This window comes from Pseudoxanthomonas japonensis (assembly GCF_043632995.1).
Lineage (GTDB): Bacteria > Pseudomonadota > Gammaproteobacteria > Xanthomonadales > Xanthomonadaceae > Pseudoxanthomonas_A > Pseudoxanthomonas_A japonensis.
Genome location: NZ_CP171632.1, coordinates 2218696 through 2237367, shown reverse-complemented (window position 1 = coordinate 2237367; position 18672 = coordinate 2218696). Strand labels below are relative to the sequence as shown.

The 18672-nt window shown below is 68.5% G+C and carries 22 protein-coding genes and 1 tRNA gene; 21 read left to right on the top strand and 2 right to left on the bottom strand.

Annotation, left to right across the window (positions count from 1 at the left end; all coding sequences use genetic code 11):
• Nucleotides 1–76 (bottom strand) — tRNA-Ala (locus tag ACGHX3_RS10215).
• A 139-nt stretch (nt 77–215) separates the two neighbouring features.
• Between ACGHX3_RS10215 and ACGHX3_RS10210 the strand changes: the two genes are divergently transcribed.
• The 21 genes from ACGHX3_RS10210 to ACGHX3_RS10110 all read left to right on the top strand — a co-directional run bounded on the left by ACGHX3_RS10210 (nt 216) and on the right by ACGHX3_RS10110 (nt 18099).
• Entirely contained in the window at nt 216–950 is a 735-nt protein-coding gene (locus ACGHX3_RS10210; protein WP_394694873.1) for a beta-ketoacyl synthase chain length factor, read from the top strand.
• The gene (locus ACGHX3_RS10205) at nt 943–1740 is read left to right on the top strand and encodes a 1-acyl-sn-glycerol-3-phosphate acyltransferase (RefSeq protein WP_213604248.1); all 798 of its coding nucleotides are present in this window, start codon (nt 943–945) and stop codon (nt 1738–1740) included. The genes ACGHX3_RS10210 and ACGHX3_RS10205 overlap by 8 nt, the downstream gene beginning before the upstream one ends.
• A complete protein-coding gene (locus tag ACGHX3_RS10200) occupies nt 1727–1987 on the top strand; it encodes a phosphopantetheine-binding protein (protein WP_162337822.1) in 261 nt (86 codons plus the stop codon). Before ACGHX3_RS10205 ends, ACGHX3_RS10200 begins: the two co-directional genes overlap by 14 nt.
• A gap of 23 nt (nt 1988–2010) precedes the next feature.
• Nucleotides 2011–2265: an acyl carrier protein gene (locus ACGHX3_RS10195; protein ID WP_142124725.1), complete on the top strand. Its 255-nt coding sequence runs from the start codon at nt 2011–2013 to the stop codon at nt 2263–2265.
• A gap of 16 nt (nt 2266–2281) precedes the next feature.
• Nucleotides 2282–2833: a hypothetical protein gene (locus ACGHX3_RS10190; protein WP_394694872.1), complete on the top strand. Its 552-nt coding sequence runs from the start codon at nt 2282–2284 to the stop codon at nt 2831–2833.
• A complete protein-coding gene (locus ACGHX3_RS10185) occupies nt 2826–4511 on the top strand; it encodes an AMP-binding protein (RefSeq protein ID WP_394694871.1) in 1686 nt (561 codons plus the stop codon). Before ACGHX3_RS10190 ends, ACGHX3_RS10185 begins: the two co-directional genes overlap by 8 nt.
• Nucleotides 4501–5280 carry a glycosyltransferase family 2 protein gene (locus ACGHX3_RS10180; protein WP_394694870.1) on the top strand — a complete coding sequence of 260 codons (780 nt, stop codon included), beginning with the start codon at nt 4501–4503 and terminating at the stop codon, nt 5278–5280. Before ACGHX3_RS10185 ends, ACGHX3_RS10180 begins: the two co-directional genes overlap by 11 nt.
• Complete coding sequence (locus ACGHX3_RS10175) at nt 5277–6221, top strand: acyltransferase (RefSeq protein ID WP_394694869.1); 945 nt, start codon at nt 5277–5279, stop codon at nt 6219–6221. Before ACGHX3_RS10180 ends, ACGHX3_RS10175 begins: the two co-directional genes overlap by 4 nt.
• Nucleotides 6214–7755, top strand: coding sequence for a histidine ammonia-lyase (gene hutH, locus ACGHX3_RS10170; protein WP_394694868.1), 1542 nt, complete (start codon nt 6214–6216; stop codon nt 7753–7755). Before ACGHX3_RS10175 ends, hutH begins: the two co-directional genes overlap by 8 nt.
• Nucleotides 7745–8173, top strand: coding sequence for an acyl-CoA thioesterase (locus ACGHX3_RS10165; protein WP_394697270.1), 429 nt, complete (start codon nt 7745–7747; stop codon nt 8171–8173). Before hutH ends, ACGHX3_RS10165 begins: the two co-directional genes overlap by 11 nt.
• Nucleotides 8170–8796 carry an outer membrane lipoprotein carrier protein LolA gene (locus ACGHX3_RS10160; RefSeq protein WP_394694867.1) on the top strand — a complete coding sequence of 209 codons (627 nt, stop codon included), beginning with the start codon at nt 8170–8172 and terminating at the stop codon, nt 8794–8796. Before ACGHX3_RS10165 ends, ACGHX3_RS10160 begins: the two co-directional genes overlap by 4 nt.
• On the top strand, nt 8789–11155 hold the full coding sequence (locus tag ACGHX3_RS10155; protein ID WP_394694866.1) for an MMPL family transporter: 2367 nt from the start codon (nt 8789–8791) through the stop codon (nt 11153–11155). Before ACGHX3_RS10160 ends, ACGHX3_RS10155 begins: the two co-directional genes overlap by 8 nt.
• The gene (locus ACGHX3_RS10150; protein WP_313928900.1) at nt 11152–12384 is read left to right on the top strand and encodes an NAD(P)/FAD-dependent oxidoreductase; all 1233 of its coding nucleotides are present in this window, start codon (nt 11152–11154) and stop codon (nt 12382–12384) included. The genes ACGHX3_RS10155 and ACGHX3_RS10150 overlap by 4 nt, the downstream gene beginning before the upstream one ends.
• Entirely contained in the window at nt 12372–12917 is a 546-nt protein-coding gene (locus ACGHX3_RS10145; RefSeq protein ID WP_394694865.1) for a DUF3261 domain-containing protein, read from the top strand. The genes ACGHX3_RS10150 and ACGHX3_RS10145 overlap by 13 nt, the downstream gene beginning before the upstream one ends.
• Nucleotides 12914–14104, top strand: a complete 1191-nt coding sequence (locus ACGHX3_RS10140; RefSeq protein WP_394694864.1) for a beta-ketoacyl-ACP synthase — start codon at nt 12914–12916, stop codon at nt 14102–14104. The genes ACGHX3_RS10145 and ACGHX3_RS10140 overlap by 4 nt, the downstream gene beginning before the upstream one ends.
• Entirely contained in the window at nt 14104–14559 is a 456-nt protein-coding gene (locus tag ACGHX3_RS10135) for a hotdog family protein (protein ID WP_162337833.1), read from the top strand. The genes ACGHX3_RS10140 and ACGHX3_RS10135 overlap by 1 nt, the downstream gene beginning before the upstream one ends.
• Nucleotides 14556–15290 carry a 3-oxoacyl-ACP reductase FabG gene (gene fabG, locus ACGHX3_RS10130; protein WP_213604273.1) on the top strand — a complete coding sequence of 245 codons (735 nt, stop codon included), beginning with the start codon at nt 14556–14558 and terminating at the stop codon, nt 15288–15290. Before ACGHX3_RS10135 ends, fabG begins: the two co-directional genes overlap by 4 nt.
• Nucleotides 15287–16522: a beta-ketoacyl-ACP synthase gene (locus ACGHX3_RS10125; protein WP_313928898.1), complete on the top strand. Its 1236-nt coding sequence runs from the start codon at nt 15287–15289 to the stop codon at nt 16520–16522. The genes fabG and ACGHX3_RS10125 overlap by 4 nt, the downstream gene beginning before the upstream one ends.
• A 53-nt stretch (nt 16523–16575) precedes the next feature.
• Nucleotides 16576–17019: a hypothetical protein gene (locus ACGHX3_RS10120; RefSeq protein ID WP_394694863.1), complete on the top strand. Its 444-nt coding sequence runs from the start codon at nt 16576–16578 to the stop codon at nt 17017–17019.
• On the top strand, nt 17016–17555 hold the full coding sequence (locus ACGHX3_RS10115; RefSeq protein WP_394694862.1) for a hypothetical protein: 540 nt from the start codon (nt 17016–17018) through the stop codon (nt 17553–17555). Before ACGHX3_RS10120 ends, ACGHX3_RS10115 begins: the two co-directional genes overlap by 4 nt.
• A 103-nt stretch (nt 17556–17658) precedes the next feature.
• Nucleotides 17659–18099 carry an excinuclease ATPase subunit gene (locus ACGHX3_RS10110; RefSeq protein WP_238391239.1) on the top strand — a complete coding sequence of 147 codons (441 nt, stop codon included), beginning with the start codon at nt 17659–17661 and terminating at the stop codon, nt 18097–18099.
• Nucleotides 18100–18153: 54 nt separating this feature from the next.
• Here ACGHX3_RS10110 and ACGHX3_RS10105 read toward each other — a convergent pair whose 3' ends face one another.
• Complete coding sequence (locus ACGHX3_RS10105; protein ID WP_394694861.1) at nt 18154–18669, bottom strand: DUF411 domain-containing protein; 516 nt, start codon at nt 18667–18669, stop codon at nt 18154–18156.
• Between the last annotated feature and the right edge of the window lie 3 nt (nt 18670–18672).

Below are 18672 nucleotides of genomic sequence, written 5' to 3'. Positions count from 1 at the left end.
TGGTGGAGCCAGGCGGGATCGAACCGCCGACCTCCTGCATGCCATGCAGGCGCTCTCCCAGCTGAGCTATGGCCCCACGTGCTGGCAGGAGCGGAATAATACTTAGGCTGTTTCCGATGCGCAAGCATCCGCCACGAAAAAATTCACGACTGGCGAACGTCGGGGCGTGCAGGTTGAAATAGGCCGTTCCGGAATCGGCAAGGCGTCGCGCAGCAATGATCGGTTTTTCAGTGAAGGAGTGGTCGGCGTGGGCGCCGGGACTGGTGGATCGCGATGCATGGCGCGCGTGGGCTGCTGCGCCGTGGCTGCCGGCGGGCGACGACACGCCCGCGCTGGCGGAAGTGCCGGCCATGCAACGGCGGCGCATCGAGCGGCTCGGGCGCATGGCCATACAGACGGCATTCTGGTGCCAGCAGGCCGAAGACAGCGGCATACCGCTGGTATTCGCGTCGCGCCATGGCGATGTGGCGCGGTCGATGGAACTGCTCGAGGCGCTGGCCGCCGAAGAGCCGCCATCGCCCACGACTTTCGGCCTGTCGGTCCACAACGCCATCGCGGCGCTGTATTCGATCCTGCGTCGTGAACGCGGCAACTACACGGCGCTGGCCGGTGGCATGGCGACGGTGGAAGCGGCCTGCGTGGAGGCGGCCGGCCTGATCGCCGACGGCGCGCCGGAGGTGCTGCTGGTGATCTACGACGCGCCGCTGCCCGCGGTCTATGCGGATTTCGCGGATGAGCCCGATGCCGGTTTCGCCTGGTGCTGGCGTATCGCGGCCGAGCGTGCCGGCGCGCCGGCCTACCGTCTTGCGTGGGCGCCGGATCGTCCGGGGGAAGGCGCCGTCGCCGGCTTGCCGCATGGCCTGGAAGTGCTGCGTTTCTTCCTGTCGGGCGAATCCGAGTTGACGCTGGCGGGCGAGGGCTCGATGTGGCGCTGGCGACGAAATGCTTGATCGCCTGGACCATGCCTGGCGCGTATTCGGCACGGGGCTGAGCTTCCTCGCCTTCGGCGTGGGCGGCCTGTTCCTGGGCGTGGTGGTGCTGCCGGTCATGCTCCTGCTGGTCCGCGATGAGGACCGTCGTCGTCGCTGGTCACGACGCGTGGTACAGGCCAGCTTTTCGGCCCACGTCGAGCTGATGCGGAGCCTCGGCCTGATGACGTACGAAGTCCGTGGGCGTGAACGCCTCCGGCGCGATGGCCTGCTCGTGCTGGCCAACCATCCCACCCTGATCGACGTGGTCCTGCTGGTGTCCCTGCTGCCGAATGCCGATTGCGTGGTGAAGTCCGCGGTGGCCCGCAATCCGTTCATGCGGGGGCCGGTGCGCGCGGCGGGCTACGTGGCCAACGACGACGGCGCAGGCCTGGTCGAGGACTGCATCGCCGCCGTGCGTGCCGGCGGTGCGCTGGTGATCTTCCCCGAGGGCACGCGGACAACCCCGGGGCAACCGTTGAAGCTGCAACGGGGCGCCGCGAACATCGCCGTGCGGGGCGCGCTGGACATCACGCCCGTACGGATATCCTGCTCGCCGCTGACGCTGGGGAAAGGGGAGAAGTGGTATCGTGTGCCGCCGGTGCGATTCCATATGGTGATCGATGTTCAGGAAGACCTGCCGATCGCCCCATTCCTGAACGGAATGGAGGGGGGAGATCCATCGGCAGGGGGAGAGGCGCTGGCAGCCCGGCGGCTCACGGAACATCTGGCCAACTACTTTGCGGGAGATCCATCGCGTGCAGGCACTTGAGCACGAGATCAAGGAATTGATCATTTCGTCGCTGTCGCTGGAAGACATCACGCCCGACGACATCGACACCGGTGCGCCGCTGTTCGTCGAAGGTCTCGGGCTGGATTCGATCGACGCCCTGGAACTGGGGCTGGCGCTGCAGAAGCGCTACGGCGTCGCACTCTCCGCAGACTCGCAGGAAACCCGCCGGCATTTCGCCAGCGTGCGTGCCCTGGCGGATTTCGTCGCCTCGCAGGGCAAGGCCTGAGCAGGGACGGCAGGACTGGCAAGATGACCAAGAACGAACTTTTCGACCGGATCGTCACGATCCTGCATGACAGCTTCGAGATCGAGCCCGCGCGCATCACGCCCGAGGCCCGTCTCTACGACGACCTCGACATCGACAGCATCGATGCGGTGGACCTGATCGTGCAGCTCAAGCCGCTGCTCGGGCGCAGCCTGCAGCCGGATGCGTTCAAGTCGGTGCGCACGGTGCAGGACATCGTGGACGTGCTGTACGGCCTGATCCGCGACCAAGCCGCCTGACGCCGGCCGCGTTCCCGTGTCCCGGATAGGCGCGGCCATCTTCGTGGCGTTGTCGGTGGCGTATCCCCTGGTGGTGTACTGGGCGATGGGCCGCTTCGAGCCGCGTTGGCTGGCGGTGTTGCTGCTGGTCCTGGCCGTGCTGCGCGCCATCGCGACGCGGCAGGCCATCTGGCTGGTCGCGGCGGCCGGCGCCGCACTGCTGGCGGCGCTCGCCACGGCTTTCAATGAAGCGCTGCCCTTGAAGCTGTACCCGGCGCTGATCAACGCGGTGATGCTGGTCGTGTTCGCGACCAGCCTGGTCTTCCCGCCCTCGGCGGTCGAACGCATCGCACGCATGACCGAGCCCGACCTGCCGCCCGCCGGCGTGGCCTATACGCGCCGCGTCACCCAGGTGTGGTGCGGGTTCTTCGTCTTCAATGGCGCGCTCGCGCTGGTCACGGCGTTGTGGATGTCGGACCGCGCCTGGGCGCTCTACAACGGCCTGATCGCGTATGCGCTGATCGGCCTGCTGTTCGGGGCCGAATGGCTGGTGCGGCAGCGGGTGAAGGCGGGGTACCGGCATGGCTGACTGGCGCGCGCTCGCCGACGTCGCCGTGCGGCCCTTGCCGGGACGCGCGTTCCTCGCCGCAGGCGCCGCGTCCGCGGACCATGCGAACTTCCATCGCGAAGTTCTGCACTGGCAGGCGAGTTTCCGCGCGCGGGCCGGCGACACCTGGGCGCTCCATTTCGAGGACGCCGCGCGTTTCGCCGCGGCGCTTTACGGTGCATGGCACGCCGGCAAGACCGTGGTGCTGCCCGGCGATGCGCTGACCGGTACCCAGGCGCGCCTGCGGACGCGGGTGGATGGCTTCGCCGGCGACTGGATCGAGAGCGATATGCCCGCGCCGGATCATGCGCCGGATGCCGATGCCGCGATGGTGGCGCTCGACGCCGACACGACGCGCCTGGTCGTGTTCACCTCGGGCAGCACCGGTGAACCGGTCGCCATCGAGAAGCGGCTTCGCCAGCTCGACGCCGAGGTGCATGCGCTGGAAGCGGCGCTCGGCACGCCGCTCGACGGCGTGGCCGTGCACGGCACCGTCTCGCACCAGCACATCTACGGACTGCTGTTCCGCGTGCTGTGGCCGCTGGCGGCCGGGCGCGCCATCGTGTCGCGGGCGTTCTTTCCCGAAGACCTGCTGGCGGCGATGGACGGGCAGGATGCGGTGCTGGTCGCCAGCCCCGCGCATCTGAAGCGTCTGCCGGCACAGCTGTCGTGGGCATCGCTGCACGGGAAACTGCGTGCCGTGTTCTCCTCGGGCGGCGCGCTGCCCGCCGAGGCGGCACACGAGGTTGCCCGCCTGCTCGGCGTGCCGCCCACCGAGATCCTCGGGAGCAGCGAGACCGGCGGCATCGCCTGGCGTCGCTGGGAGACGGAAGTGCCGGTCTGGCACCCGCTGCCCGGCGTCGAGTGGCGCGTGCAGGATGGCGTGCTCGAAGTACATTCGCCCCATCTGTCCGGGGATGCGTGGTGGCGCAGCCAGGACCGCGCCGAAGCCGAAGCGGCCGGCGGTTTCCGTCTGCTGGGGCGGGCCGACCGCATCGTGAAAGTCGAGGAGCGGCGCGTGTCGCTCGACGCGCTCGAACGCCAGATGCAGGCGCATCCCGCGGTGAAGGACGCGCGCGTGCTGCTGCTCGGTGGCGCACGCAGCGCGCTGGCAGCGGTGGTCGCGATGGCCGACGGCGTGCCGGTGCCGGCCGATGCAGCATCGCGCCGTGCGTTGTCGCAGTCCTTGTCGCGACACCTGGCGGCGACGCAGGATGCCGTCACGCGTCCACGCCGCTGGCGCTTCGTGGTGGCGTTGCCGTCCAACGCGCAAGGCAAGGTGACCGAAGCGGCGTTGACCGCGCTGTTCCGTCCTGAACGGCCCGAGCCACACTGGACGCTGCGCGAATCCGGCCGGGCGCACGTCGAGTTGCTGCTGGATGCTTCGCTGGCGGTGTTCGACGGTCATTTCACCCAGGCGGCGATCCTGCCGGGTGTGGCCCAGATCGACTGGGCGGTGCAGTTCGCGCGCGAAGCGTTCGCCATGCCGCCGCGTTTCCTGCGCATGGAGGCCTTGAAGTTCCAGCGGGTGGCGCGTCCCGGCGACCTGATCCGGCTGGATCTCGAATGGCAGGCGGAGCGGGGCACGCTGGTGTTCCGCTATACCTCGGTGCACGGTGCGCATGCGAGCGGTCGCGTGGTGTTCGCCGATGGCGAATGATGCTGCGCCGACGTCGGCCGGTTTCCGCCCGCTGGTGGTGATCCCGGTGTTCGACCACGAGCATGCGATCGCCACGATGGTGGAGGGCGTGCTGGCGAGCGGCACGCCATGCCTGCTGGTGGACGACGGCTCGGGTGAGTCGTGCGCACGCGAACTCGACCGGCTGACGGCGCTGTATGCGCCGCGCGTGCGACTGCTGCGCCTGCCCATCAACCAGGGCAAGGGCGGGGCGGTGCTGGCCGGGTTCCGCGACGCGGGTGGCCACGGATATACCCATGTCCTGCAGATCGATGCCGACGGCCAGCACGACCCGGCCGACATCCCGCGCTTCCTCGCCGATGCGCAGGCGCATCCGGCCGATGTCGTGTGCGGCGTGCCGCTGTACGACGCGAGCGTGCCGAAGGGGCGGCTCTACGGCCGTTACCTCACCCATGTCTGGGTATGGATCAACACGGTGTCGTTCGCCATCCGCGATTCCATGTGCGGCTTCCGTGTCTATCCGCTGCCGCCGGTGCTGCGCCTGATCGACGAGGAAACCATCGGGCGTCGCATGGATTTCGACGTGGAAGTGCTGGTGCGGTTGTTCTGGCGTGGCATCGTCGTCCGCAACCTGCCGACGCGGGTGACTTACCCGCTCGATGGCGTGTCGCACTTCGACGTATGGCGCGACAACGTGCGCATCAGTCGCATGCATACGCGCCTGTTCTTCGGCATGGTGCGGCGGCTGCCGCGCCTGCTCGTCCGTCGTACTCCGGTGGCGACATCATGAGTGGCCGCAGCGAGCACTGGGCCGACATCGGCGAGTCCACGTCGGTGCGCGGCATCCTGCTGCTCTGCGCGGTGCATCGCTGGCTGGGCCGCTGGCCGTTCCGGGTGTGCGTGTATCCGGTGGTCTTCGTCCACTGGCTGCTCAACGGCACGGCGCGGCGCGCGTCGCTGCAGTACCTGCATCGCGCGCACGAGTATCAGGGGGTGCCGTCGCCGCGCCCCGGCATGCGGCAGAGCCTGCATCACTTCGCGATGTTCGCCGAGACCATGCTCGACAAGATCCTGGCGCTGGGGCAGCGCTATCCCGTCGACAAGGTGCGGATGCTGAGGCAGGACGTGCTGGCGCGCGTGCAGGCGGGCGAGGGCGGGCTGATCGTCACCGCACATCTCGGCTGCCTGGAGCTGTGCCAGGTGATGGCCGACCTGGTGCCCGGTTTCCGGCTGACCGCACTGGTGCATACCGCCCATGCCGAGCGCTTCAACCGGCTGATCCGGCGGCTGGACGCGGGCAGCCGGGTCGAACTGTTGCAGGTCACCGACCTGGGGCCGGCCGATGCCGTGAAACTGGCCGAGCGCGTGGCGCGCGGGGAATTCATCGCCATCGCCGGCGACCGCGTGCCGTTGCGCGGCGGGCGCAGCGTGGTCGCCCCCTTCCTGGGCCACGATGCGCCGTTCCCCATCGGCGCTTACGTGCTCGGATCGGCACTGCGCTGCCCCGTGTTCACCATGGCCTGCACGCATGATGGCGACGGTTACGAAGTGCGGCTGGAGGCCTTCGCCGACCGCATCGTGCTGCCGCGCGGCTCGCGCGACGCAGCCCTGGCCGGCTACGCTGCGCAGTTCTCGGCATGGATGGAGCGGCAGGTCCGCTTGTCTCCGTACGACTGGTTCAACTTCTACCCCTTCTGGGATCAGGTACCGCATGACGCCCGCAATGAATGAACCCGTGGCGCCCGTGTTCGGCGACTCGCCCCTGCGCATCGAGGACGTGGTCGCGCTCGCGCAGCGGCGTGCACCGGCCGTGCTGTCGGACGATCCGGCTTTCCGGGCGCGGATCGCGCGTGGTGCCGACTTCCTCAGCCGGCTGCTGGAGGAAGAGGGCGTCATCTACGGCGTCACCACCGGCTATGGCGATTCCTGCACGGTGAACATCCCGCCGGCGCTGGTCGCGGAACTGCCGCACCACCTGTACACCTACCACGGCTGCGGCCTGGGCCGGTTCCTCGACGAAACCGAGACGCGTGCCGTGCTTGCCGCGCGGCTGGCGTCGCTGGTGCGCGGCATGTCGGGGGTCAGCCTGCCGCTGCTGGAAGGACTTGCGACGCTGTTGCGCCATGACGTGCTGCCGCTGATTCCCGCCGAAGGTTCGGTCGGCGCCAGCGGCGACCTGACCCCGCTGTCCTACGTGGCGGCGGTGCTTTGCGGCGAACGCGAGGTCATGCATGGCGGGCGGCAACGTCCGGCGCGCGACGCGCTGGCCGAGATCGGCATGGCGCCGCTGACGCTGCGCCCGAAGGAAGGCCTGGCGATCATGAACGGCACCGCCGTGATGACCGCGCTGGCGTGCCTGGCGTTCCATCGCGCGGAATACCTGTCGCGCCTGGCCACGCGGTTGACCGCCTTCAACGTGCTGGCGGCCGATGGCAACGCGCACCACTTCGACGCCGTGCTGTTCGCCGCCAAGCCGCACCCCGGCCAGTCCCGCGTGGCGCAACGGCTGCGCGAGGACCTGCACAGCGACCGGCCGCCCCGCAACGAACAGCGCCTGCAGGACCGCTACTCGCTTCGCTGCGCGCCACACGTGATCGGTGTGCTGGAGGACGCGTTGCCGTTCCTGCGCCAGTTGATCGAAACCGAGCTCAACAGCGCGAACGACAATCCGCTGATCGATCCCGAGCGCGAGCAGATCCTGCATGGCGGCCACTTCTACGGCGGCCACATCGCCTTCGCGATGGATTCGCTGAAGAACACCGTCGCCAACGTCGCCGATCTGCTCGACCGCCAGTTGGCGCTGATCGTCGACGCGCGCTACAGCCACGGCCTGCCGGCGAACCTGTCCGGTGCGACAGGACCGCGCGCGGCCATCAACCATGGCCTGAAGGCGCTGCAGATCAGCGTGTCGGCATGGACGGCGGAAGCGCTGAAGCTGACGATGCCGGCCTCGGTGTTCTCCCGTTCCACCGAGTGCCACAACCAGGACAAGGTCAGCATGGGCACCATCGCCGCGCGCGACTGCCTGCGCGTGATCGAACTGACCGAACAGGTCGTCGCCGGCATGCTGATCGCCGCGCGCCAGGCGCTGGCCCTGCGCGAGCGCGTCGGCCTGCAGTCGACGCTGGGCGAGGGACCGGCGGCGATGTATGCCGACCTGCAGCAGCGCATCGCGCTGGTCGAAGAGGATCGCGCGCTGGACGGCGAGCTGCGCCAGCTGCTGGTCGACATCCGTGCAGGACGCTGGGATGTCTATGTCGGCTGACCGCGACGACTTCGCCATCGAGATCCGGCTCAGTCCGGCCTTCCATGATTGCGACGCCATGCAGGTGGTCTGGCACGGGCATTACTTCAAGTATCTGGAGATCGCGCGCTGCGCGCTGCTGCAGCGCTTCGACTACGACTACCCGCAGATGCACGCGTCCGGCTATATGTGGCCGATCGTCGACACCCGGGTGAAGTACATCCGGCCGCTGTTGTACGCCCAGCCGGTGATCGTGGCGGCCCGCATCAGCGAGTGGGAGAACCGGCTGAAGATGGAGTACGAGATCCGCGACGCCGCCAGCGGCGACGTGCTGACGCGTGCGCACACCATCCAGGTCGCGGTCGACGCCGCTTCAGGCGAGATGCGGTATGTGTGCCCGCCGGTGCTCTGGGAGCGGCTGGGAGTCGATACACCATGAAGACGATCCGCGGACTCGTGTCCGTTCTCGTGCTCGCTGTTGCAGGCGTTGTCGTACTGCCGGCCGCCGCCGCCGACCCGCTTGCGCAGGTGCGCGCCCAGGTGGCGCAGGTGCCGGTGCTGCGCGGCGAGTTCGCGCAGGAGAAGCAGGTCGCCGGCTTCAAGAACCCGCTGCGCTCGAACGGCCGCTTCCTGCTCGCCCGCGACAAGGGCGTGCTGTGGACCACCACCGCGCCGTTCCCGTCGGAGATCGTCATCACCCAGGACCGCATCCTCAGCCGCCAGCGCGACGGCAGCAGCCGGGTGGAGGTGGACGGCAAGCAGCAACCCGGGCTGCGCAGCGTCAACGCGATGATGTTCGCGCTGATGAGCGGCGACATGAAAGCGCTGACCTCGACCTTCGACGTGAAGGAGGAACCGGCGGCAGGCGGCTGGAAGATGACGCTGGTACCGCGTTCGCGGCAGCTGGCGCAGGCCTTCACCTCGGTACGGCTGTCCGGCGACCGCTATGTCCGCGACGTGGAGCTGCGCGAAGCCAATGGCGACCTCACCCGCCTGCGCTTCAGCGGCATGAGCGAAGCGCCGGCCACGCTGTCGCGCGACGAGGCGGCCCGGTTTGACTGATCCTGCACTTCCCGCAACGTCGGGCCATCCATTGCGTGGCTGGCGATGGCTCGCGCTCGCGTGGCTGCTGGTGTTGGTCGCCGTGGCCTGGCACCAGTGGCGGTTCTGGCAGGTGCCACGCATCGACAGCGACGTGCTGGCGCTGCTGCCGCAGGAAGCGGGCGATCCCACGGTGGCCGATGCCACGCGGCGTATCGCCGACAACAGTTCACGCGATGTCGTGGTGATGCTGGGCGCGGAGGATGCCGAGTCCGCGCTGAAGGCACGGCAGATGTTCGCGGGGGCACTGGCGACCCCGGCCGCGCAGGCCATGCTGGCGACGACGGGCTCGCCGGAAGACTGGTTCACCCAGGCGCGTGACGCCCTGGCGCCTCACCGGGATCGCCTGCTGACACCGGCACAGCGCGAAGCGCTCGAAACAACCTCGTCCGACGCACTGGCGGAGTCCGCGCTGGCGGCGCTGTACGGCCCGATGGGCGCACCACGCCTCACCGAGTGGCGCAGCGATCCGCTCGGACTGTGGCCGCAGTGGTGGCAGGCGCAGGCCGCTGCCTCCGGCATGGCACTGGACGGTGACGGCCTGCTGCAGGCCGAGGACCGCCACTGGGCGGTGATGCAATTCACTCTGAAAGGATCCGCATTCCGGCTGGACGGCGAACGGCATCTTCATGACGTGCTGGATGGTGCGACGGCGGCGGCGAAGGCCGCCGTTCCCGATCTCCGCGTATTGAACGCGGGCGTTCCCCTGCATGCGGAAGCTGCCGCGGTACAGGCGAACCGCGAGGTGAACACCATCGGCTGGGGATCGCTGGCGGCCGTCCTGCTGCTGGTCTGGCTGGCGTTCCGCTCGCTGCGTCCGCTGCTGCTGGTGGCGGTGTCGCTGCTGGTCGGCTGCGCGGTCGCGCTGACGGTGACGGTACTCGTCTTCGGCAAGATCCATCTGCTCACGCTGATCTTCGGCGCCAGCCTGGTCGGCGTGGCGGAGGACTACGGCATCCACTGGTTCGCCTCGCGCCAGGGCGTGGCCAGCGAGCGACGGTGGTCGCTGCTGCGGCACCTGCTGCCCGGCCTGTGGTTGGCGCTGCTGACCAGCGCCATGGCCTACCTGGCGCTGGGTCTGGCGCCGTTTCCCGGCCTGCGGCAGATGGCGCTGTTCTCCGTGGTCGGACTGACGGCGGCGTTCCTGACGGTGATCTTCTTCTTCCCCTGGCTCGATGGCGGGCAGGTCCGAACGACCGGGTTCTCGCGCTGGCTGGGCGGCACGCTGGCGCGCTGGCCGCGGCTGGCGACGCGTCGCGCCGGCATCGTGCTCGCCGTGGTGGTGCTGGTGGTCGTTGTGCCGGGACTGATGCGCGTGCAGGGCAACGACGACCTGCGCGGCCTGCAATCGTCGCCGCCGGACCTGATCGCGCAGCAGCGCGATGTCGGTCGGCTGCTGGGCATGCCCAGTCCGGCGCAGTTCTTTCTGGTGCAGGGTCGCGATGCGGAGCAGGTCCTGCAGCGCGAAGAGCAACTGGTCGAACGTTTGCGCCGTGCCGAGGCCAAGGGACAGGTGGGTGGTCATCGCGCACTGAGCGACTGGCTGCCTTCGCAGCGGCAGCAGGCGACCGATGCTGCGTTGACCGCGCGCGTCGAGCAGGAAGTACTGGAGCGCTTGTCGGCCGCCACCGGCGAGTCGCTGTCGCGTGGCGCGTTCGCTGCCTCTGCGATGGAGATCGACGCCTTCCTCGCATCCCCCGCGTCGCTGCCCGTACGCCATCTCTGGCTGGGACAGGTGGGGCAGGGCATGGCGTCGGTGGTGATGGTCAACGACCTGTCGCGCCCGGACGCGCTGGCCACGTTCGCCGCGCAGGCCGACGGCCTGGACGGCGTGCGCTGGGTCGACCGCACTGCGGATATTTCACGCCTGCTCACGCACTACCGACACATGATGTCGTGGTTGCTGCTGGCCGGCGTCGTGGTCGTGTTCGCCGTCCTGGCGTTCCGCTACCGCGCCCAGGCCTGGCGGGTAATCACGCCCACCTTGCTGGCAGGCGTGCTGACCATCTCTTTGCTGGGCTGGCTCGGCCAGCCGTTGCAGCTGTTCAACGTGCTGGCGCTGATGCTGCTGCTCGGCATGGGCATCGACTACGGGATTTTCCTGGTCGAACACCGGGGCGATGCCAGCGCGTGGCTGGCGGTCTGCGTCGGCGCGGCGAGCACCTGGCTCTCGTTCGGCCTGCTGGGCCTGTCGGCCACACCGGCGTTGCGCGCATTCGGCCTGACGCTGCTGTTCGGCATCGGCCTGGTCTGGTTGCTGTCGCCCCTGTTCCGGCCCCCGCCGGATGACTCCTCCTCGCATGGAAACACCGCTGCATGAAAACCGAACGCACTGACATCCTGATCATCGGCGCCGGCCCGGCCGGGTCTGTGGCCGCGGCGATGCTGCGGCAGCAGGGGCGCAAGGTCCTGATCGTCGAGCGCGAGCAGTTTCCGCGCTTCTCCATCGGCGAGAGCCTGCTGCCGCAGAGCATGGAGTACATCGAGGCGGCAGGCCTGCTGCAGGACGTGGTGCAGGCCGGCTTCCAGTACAAGAACGGCGCAGCCTTCGTGCGCGGCGAACGCACCACGGAGTTCGATTTCCGCGACAAGTTCTCGCCGGGCTGGGGTACGACCTACCAGGTGCAACGCGCCGACTTCGACCATGTGCTGGCGAAAGGCGCCGAGCGCATGGGGGCGGAAGTGCGTTACCGCCATGAGGTGCTCTCGGCCGAACCGGGCGACACGCCGCGCGTGACCGTGCGCTCGCCGGAAGGGGAGGAGTACGTTATCGAAGCGGACTTCATGCTCGATGCCAGCGGCTTCGGGCGCTTGCTGCCGCGCCTGCTGAAGCTGGAGTCGCCATCCAATTTCCCGGTGCGCGGTGCGATCTTCACCCATGTGCGCGACCACATCCCGCACGACGCCGGCTTCGACCGCAACAAGATCCTGATCACCACGCATCCCGAGCATGTCGACGTGTGGTACTGGACCATCCCGTTCTCCAATGGCTGCTGCTCGCTGGGCGTGGTCGCCGAGATGGACTTCCTCAACCGCTACCAGGGCACCGATCTGGAGCGGCTGCAGGCGATCGTCGGTGAAGACCCCAACCTCACACGCCTGCTGAAGAATGCGGAGTGGGCGGTGCTGCCGGTACGGCAGATCACCGGGTACTCGGCCAACGTGTCGTCGCTGTGGGGGCCGGGGTATGCGCTGCTCGGCAATGCCGGCGAGTTCCTCGACCCGGTGTTCTCGTCGGGCGTGACCATCGCGTTCAAGTCGGCGCAGCTGGCGAGCGAATGCCTGCGCCGGCACTACGCCGGCGAAACCGTGGACTGGGAAGCCGACTATTCGGTACCGCTGCGCGGTGGCGTGCAGACGTTCCGCCGTTTCGTGGAGTCGTGGTACGCCGGCGGCTTCCAGAAGATCATCTTCCATCCCGATCCGCAGCCCGACATCCGTCGCATGATCTGTTCGATCCTGGCCGGCTATGCGTGGGACAAGAAGAATCCCTATGTCGCCGATACGCAGCGCCGCCTGCAGGTGCTGGAGCAACTGTGCAGCGGCTGATCGTCCTGTTGCTGTGCGTGCTGCTGGCCGCGTGCGCGACGCGGCCGGCCAGGCCGGCGGTCGAGCTGCCTGCGTTGCGCCTGGCACCGTCCGCGCTGGGCCATGAACTGGCCGTGCAGCAGCGGCTGGTGTTCCGTTTCGGCACGCACCTGCGTGAGGTGGATGCACTGCTCGAAGTCGACGCCAGCGAGGTGCGGCTGGCCGTGCAGGCGATGGGCCGGACCGGCGTGAGCCTGCAATGGGATGGCAAGCATCTGGCAGAGCAGCGCGCGCCGTGGCTGCCCGCTGCGGTGCGTGGCGAGCGCGTCCTCGACGATGTGCAGTTCAGCCTGTGGCCCGCGGATGCCATCCGCGCCGCCCTCCCTGCGGACTGGGAACTGGTCGAGCGCGGCGCGTTCCGGGAGCTGCGCAGGAACGGCCAGGTCTGGCTGCAGCGCGAGCAGGTGGATGCCGGCACACTGCGTGTCCGCAATGGCGCCGACGACTACGAGCTGACGATCGAATCGGTGGCTGGCGGAGTCCAGGACCCGTGAGCGACGCGCCGATCTTTCTGAATCACCTGGGCATCGTCTGTGCGCTCGGCGGGGACATCGCCTCGGTGCGCACGGCGCTCTTCCGCGACGATGCGCCGGGGGGTGTGGCCGTCGACGACACGCTCGTGCCCGGACATGCGCTGGCATTGGGCAAGGTGGCCGACGGGCTGCCCTCGCTCGACCACCATGCCGTGCAGCTGCGTGGCCGCAACAACGCGCTGCTGCGCGCGGCCTACCTGCAGATCCACGACCCCGTGCAGCAGGCCATCGAACGGTATGGCCCCGCGCGCGTCGCCATCGTGGTGGGCACCAGCACCTCGGGCATCGGCGAAGCCGAGCGGGCGATGGCGCACTGGCAGCAGCACCGCGGGTGGCCCGCAGGCTTCCACTACGTGCAGCAGGAAATCGGCGCGCCCTCGCGCTTCCTCGCGGCCGAGTCCGGCGCCCGTGGGCCGGCCTGGACGATTTCCACGGCCTGTTCCTCCAGCGCGAAGGCGATGGCGTCCGCCGCCCGCCTGCTGCGCGCCGGCCTGGTCGATGCGGTCATCACCGGGGGTGCCGATTCGCTGTGCGAGTTCACCGTGCGCGGGTTCATGGCGCTGGAATCGGTCTCGACCGAGCGCTGCAATCCGTTCTCCGCGCACCGCCACGGCATCAACATCGGCGAAGGCGCGTCCCTGTTCCTGATGACGCGCGCACCCGGCGCGGTGCGGCTGGCAGGGTGGGGCGAAACCGCGGATGCGCACCACATCTCCGCACCCGAACCGCAGGGCATCGGCGCCATTGAAGCCATCCGCCTGGCGCTGGCGCGGGCGGGACTGTCGCCGGCGCAGATCGACTACGTGAACCTGCACGGCACGGCTACGCCGCAGAACGATGCGATGGAGAGCCGGGCGGTGACGACGGCACTGGGCGGCGCCGTGCCGGTCAGTTCCACCAAGCCATTGACCGGCCACACGCTGGGCGCGGCCGGTGCGGTCGAGGCGGGTCTCTGCTGGCTGGCGATGACCGACAATCCCGAGCATCGCCTGCCGCCGCACTGGTGGGACGGGGCGTCGGATCCCACGCTGCCGCCGCTGGCCTTTGTCGCGCCCGGCGATCGTGCGAACGGACCGCTGCGCCACGTGCTGAGTCAGTCGTTCGCATTCGGCGGCAGCAATGCCGTGCTGGTGTTCGGAGGGGAGTGATGCGCGAGTTGTACGACATCGAACGCGTGGTGCCGCATCGCGGGACGATGCGCCTGGTCGACCGGCTGGTGGACTGGGACGAGGACACCGTGGCCGTCGAGCTGCGCGTGCCCGAGGAAGGACCGTTCAGCCATGCCGAAGGCGTGCCGGCCTGGGTCGGCGTGGAATACATGGCGCAGACCATCGCGGCGTGGGCGGGATGCCACGCGCGGGCTGCGGGGCGCGAACCGTCGATCGGCTTCCTGCTGGGCACCCGCCGCTACGAGAGCCGCACCTCCTGGTTCCCGGCCGGTACCGTGCTGCGGGTGGAGGCGATCCGCGAGCTGCTGGGCGACAATGGGCTGGGCATGTTCCGCTGCCGCATCCTGGGGGAGGGCGAGGAACTGGCGACCGCCAACGTGTCGGTGTTCGAACCGCCGGACGCGATGGCCTATCTGGAGAGTACGCAGGAATGAGTGCAGAGAATACGGTCCTGGTCACCGGGGGGAGCCGGGGCATCGGGAAGGCGATCGCGCTGCGGCTGGCGCAGGACGGCTTCGATGTCGTCGTGCATTGCCGCAGCCGGGTGGACGAAGCGGAAGCCGTCGCCGGCCAGATCCGCGGACTGGGCCGCGCGGCGCGCGTGCTCGCCTTCGACGTGGCCGACCGCGCCGCCGCGGCGCATGCGCTGGAGGCGGACATCGGCGAACACGGCACCTACCACGGCGTCGTCTGCAACGCCGGCATCGCGCGCGACACCGCCTTCCCGGCGATGAGCGCCGAGGACTGGGACGACGTGCTGCGCACCAACCTCGACGGCTTCTACAACATCCTCAATCCGCTGGTCATGCCGATGGTGCGGCGGCGCAAGCCCGGCCGCATCGTCACGCTGTCGTCGGTGTCGGGCCTGGTGGGCAACCGCGGACAGGTGAACTACAGCGCGGCCAAGGCCGGCATCATCGGCGCGACCAAGGCGCTGGCGCTGGAACTGGCCAGCCGCGAGATCACGGTGAACTGTGTCGCGCCAGGCCTGATCGACACCGAGATGGTCAGTGGCGAAGTGGTGGACGAGGCGCTCAAGATGATTCCGATGAAGCGCGTCGGCAAGCCGGAGGAAGTGGCCGCGGTGGTGTCGTTCCTGATGTCGCCGCAGGCGTCGTACGTCACCCGCCAGGTGATCTCGGTCAACGGAGGACTGGTCGGATGAGTCGCAACGATCGACGCGTGGTGGTGACGGGCGCCGGTACCATCAGTCCACTCGGCCACGACTGGCCCAGCGTGCATCTGCGCCTGCGCGAATGCCGCAATGCCGTGCGCCACATGGACGACTGGGCGAAGTACGAAGGGCTGAACACCCGCCTGGCCGCGCCGGCCGAAGCCTTCGAGTTGCCATCGCACTACAACCGCAAGACCACACGCAGCATGGGCCGCGTTGCCCTGATGTCCGTGCGCGCGACCGAACTGGCGCTGGAGCAGGCGGGCCTGCTGGGCAATCCGGTACTGAAGAGCGGGCGGGTGGGCGTGTCATACGGCTCGTCCGCGGGCAGCCACGAGGCGGTCGGCGACTTCGGTCGCATGCTCAACAACCTCACCACCGAAGGCATCAACGCGACCACGTACCTGAAGATGATGAGCCACACCGCGCCGGTGAACATCGGGGTGTTCTTCGGGTTGACCGGTCGTGTGTACACCACGTCGAGCGCCTGCACGTCGGGCAGCCAGGGTGTCGGCTGTGCCTACGAAGCGGTGCGCAGCGGCAAGCAGGTCGCAATGATCGCCGGTGGCGCCGAGCAGCTGGATGCCACGGCGGCGGCGGTGTTCGACACGCTGTTCGCCACCAGCGTGCGCAACCATCAGCCGGAACTCACGCCGCGCCCGTTCGACGCCAACCGCGACGGCCTGGTGCTGGGCGAGGGTGCGTGCACGCTGATCCTGGAGGACCTGGAACATGCGCAGGCGCGCGGCGCCAGCATCCTGGCCGAGATCGTCGGCTACGGGACCAACAGCGACGGCCAGCACGTCACCCAGCCGAGCGCCGACACGATGGCGCAGGCGATGCGGCTGGCGCTGGAGGATGCAGGGCTGGAACCGGATGCGATCGGCTACGTCAATGCGCATGGCACCGCCACCGATCACGGCGACATCGCCGAGACGGCGGCGACCGCGGCGGTGTTCGGCAGCCGCATGCCGATCAGTTCGCTGAAGAGCTACGTCGGCCACACGCTCGGCGCCTGCGGTGCCTACGAGTCGTGGATCACGCTGCAGATGATGCGCGAGGGCTGGTTCGCCCCCACGCTCAACCTGGAGGAGCGGGATCCGCGATGTGCCGACCTGGACTACATCACCGGTGAGGGCCGCGAACTGCAGACCGATTACGTGATGAACAACAACTTCGCTTTCGGCGGCATCAACACGTCGCTGATCTTCAAGCGCTGGTGAGCGAGCGGGCAGGGGTGCCCGCACCGGCGTTTCCAACGACAACAGGGGGAAGGATGAGCAAGCGTTCCGTTTCGTTGCTGTTGGCGGCCGTACTGGCCGCTGCCTGTGCGCCCGCCATCGCCGGCAAGCAGGACCCGATGGTGATCCCGGTTTACGAGAAGGTGGAATCCACCAACGGCATCGCGCCCACGGCCGCACGCATCAAGGCCGCGATCATCCATGCCGGCAAGTCGCGAGGCTGGACGGTCACCGACAGCGAGCCCGGCAAGGTCACGCTGCGCTATGCGCCACGCACGCACGAGGTCATCGTGGCGGTGCGCTACGACGCCAACGGCTTCAAGATCGAGTACGTCTCCAGCAGGGAGATGAACTACGAGATCAAGCGCGGCACGCCCGAGATCCACGGCAACTACAACCGCTGGATCCGCAACCTGGCGTTCGATATCCAGAACTCGCCGGTATTTCACCAGCCCGATGCCGCGAGCACGGCGCCTTGAACCGCGTACTGATGCGCGTGTGGATGGCCCTGGCGCTGGCGACACCGCTGGCATCGGCCGTTGCCAGCGATGTCATCCGCACCAGCCCCACGATCACACTGCGCGATGGCTACGCGGGGTATCCGGAGTTCATGAAGGAGTGCGAATGGGCGGAAGAACTGCCGGCGCACCTGGTCGAGTACTCGAAAGGACTGGTGGAACTCACGGACCAGGATCTGGATACGGTGCCTGGCCGTACCCTGCGTATCCGCATCATGCACATGCGCAGTGCGGAAGGCGGTGGCTTCTCCGGTCCCAAGTGGGCCGTGATCCGGGCCGATCTGTTCGAGGACGGCAAGCTCATCGGCCAGTTCCAGCCGTACCGGCGGACGATGACGATGTTCCGCGGCGGGTGCTCGTCGCTGAGCAAGATCAGCGACGCACTGGCCGCCGACACGGCAGCGTGGCTGCGCCGAGGCGATTTCAGGGTGCAGTTCCAGGATGAGCAGAACACCATCGAGATCGGACCCGACGAGGATGTTCCGCCCATCCAGTGACGCCTGCGATGGCGTCGATGCGGTCCTCCACGCCGCCCGAACATCCGGGTTGGCAAGCTTCCATCTTCAGCGGCCCGGCCGCCCATCCCCCAGGAGCTAGACCTTGAAACGACTTCTGACCACCGGTGTGACCTGCCTGATGCTGGCCGCCGCCCCGGCGTTCGCCGCCGATACGCGCCTCGAACTGCCGCTGCAGGACCTGATCAACTCGCCGGAGGCGAAGGCCGCCGGCATCGATGGCAGCGTGCGCTTCTATCTCGCCGGCCAGAAGACGCCGGCCGTGGTGTCCCGTTTCGGCGAGGACGTCACCAACAAGAAGACCAATGGCGTGGGCAAGTCCGATGCCGAGTCCTGCCGCTGGGTGGCACTGTCGGCGCTGAAGGCGTTGCAGGAAGGCGCCAAGGACCGCGGCGCCAACGCGGTCATCGACATCGTCAGTTACTTCAAGAAGAAGGAGTTCCGCAGCGCCACCAACTATGAGTGCCATGCGGGCGGCATCATGAGCGGCGTCGCGTTCAAGGCGACCTACGCCAAGGTCAAGTAAACGCGCTGCGTTGCCGTGCGGCCGCCTTCGGGCGGCCGCATGTGTTTCAGGGGTTCATGGTTGGTGCTGCGCGTAGGTAGACGTCGTGCCGTCGTGATCTACCTTGAGCACGGTGTATGCCTCGGCCTCGACGCCCTCGACCTCCATGCCAGGTGAACCCATCGGCATGCCCGGCAGGACGAGGCCGTGGACCGGCGGCCGTTCCTTCAGCAGCCGGCGGATGTCGGACGCTGGGACATGGCCCTCCACCACGTAGCCGCCGACTTCGGCGGTGTGGCAGGACGCATGCGCCGGCGCGATGCCCAGACGCTGCTTCACCAAGCCCATGTCGTCCTCGACGCGGTCGTCCACCTCGAAGCCTTCTTCTCGCAGGTGTTCCACCCACAGGTGGCAGCACCCGCAATACGCATCGCGGTGCACGGTGATGCGCGGCAGGGTTTCGGTGGCCTTCGTCGTCGGTGCGGCCAGGGCTGCACTCACAGGTGGCGGAACCGCCTGCGTGCACGCGGAGGCGAGCGCCGCGACCAGCACGGCCGAGGCGCCGCGAAGCAGGGGAGTGCGATATCGCATGGT

Bases quoted from the DNA above. Each gene is read 5' to 3' on its own strand.
- ACGHX3_RS10210 (WP_394694873.1), top strand. From the start codon at position 216: ATGATCGGTTTTTCAGTGAAGGAGTGGTCGGCGTGGGCGCCGGGACTG.
- ACGHX3_RS10205 (WP_213604248.1), top strand. From the start codon at position 943: ATGCTTGATCGCCTGGACCATGCCTGGCGCGTATTCGGCACGGGGCTG.
- ACGHX3_RS10195 (WP_142124725.1), top strand. From the start codon at position 2,011: ATGACCAAGAACGAACTTTTCGACCGGATCGTCACGATCCTGCATGAC.
- ACGHX3_RS10185 (WP_394694871.1), top strand. From the start codon at position 2,826: ATGGCTGACTGGCGCGCGCTCGCCGACGTCGCCGTGCGGCCCTTGCCG.
- ACGHX3_RS10180 (WP_394694870.1), top strand. From the start codon at position 4,501: ATGGCGAATGATGCTGCGCCGACGTCGGCCGGTTTCCGCCCGCTGGTG.
- ACGHX3_RS10175 (WP_394694869.1), top strand. From the start codon at position 5,277: ATGAGTGGCCGCAGCGAGCACTGGGCCGACATCGGCGAGTCCACGTCG.
- hutH (WP_394694868.1), top strand. From the start codon at position 6,214: ATGAATGAACCCGTGGCGCCCGTGTTCGGCGACTCGCCCCTGCGCATC.
- ACGHX3_RS10165 (WP_394697270.1), top strand. From the start codon at position 7,745: ATGTCGGCTGACCGCGACGACTTCGCCATCGAGATCCGGCTCAGTCCG.
- ACGHX3_RS10160 (WP_394694867.1), top strand. From the start codon at position 8,170: ATGAAGACGATCCGCGGACTCGTGTCCGTTCTCGTGCTCGCTGTTGCA.
- ACGHX3_RS10150 (WP_313928900.1), top strand. From the start codon at position 11,152: ATGAAAACCGAACGCACTGACATCCTGATCATCGGCGCCGGCCCGGCC.
- ACGHX3_RS10135 (WP_162337833.1), top strand. From the start codon at position 14,104: ATGCGCGAGTTGTACGACATCGAACGCGTGGTGCCGCATCGCGGGACG.
- fabG (WP_213604273.1), top strand. From the start codon at position 14,556: ATGAGTGCAGAGAATACGGTCCTGGTCACCGGGGGGAGCCGGGGCATC.
- ACGHX3_RS10125 (WP_313928898.1), top strand. From the start codon at position 15,287: ATGAGTCGCAACGATCGACGCGTGGTGGTGACGGGCGCCGGTACCATC.
- ACGHX3_RS10120 (WP_394694863.1), top strand. From the start codon at position 16,576: ATGAGCAAGCGTTCCGTTTCGTTGCTGTTGGCGGCCGTACTGGCCGCT.
- ACGHX3_RS10105 (WP_394694861.1), bottom strand. From the start codon at position 18,669: ATGCGATATCGCACTCCCCTGCTTCGCGGCGCCTCGGCCGTGCTGGTC.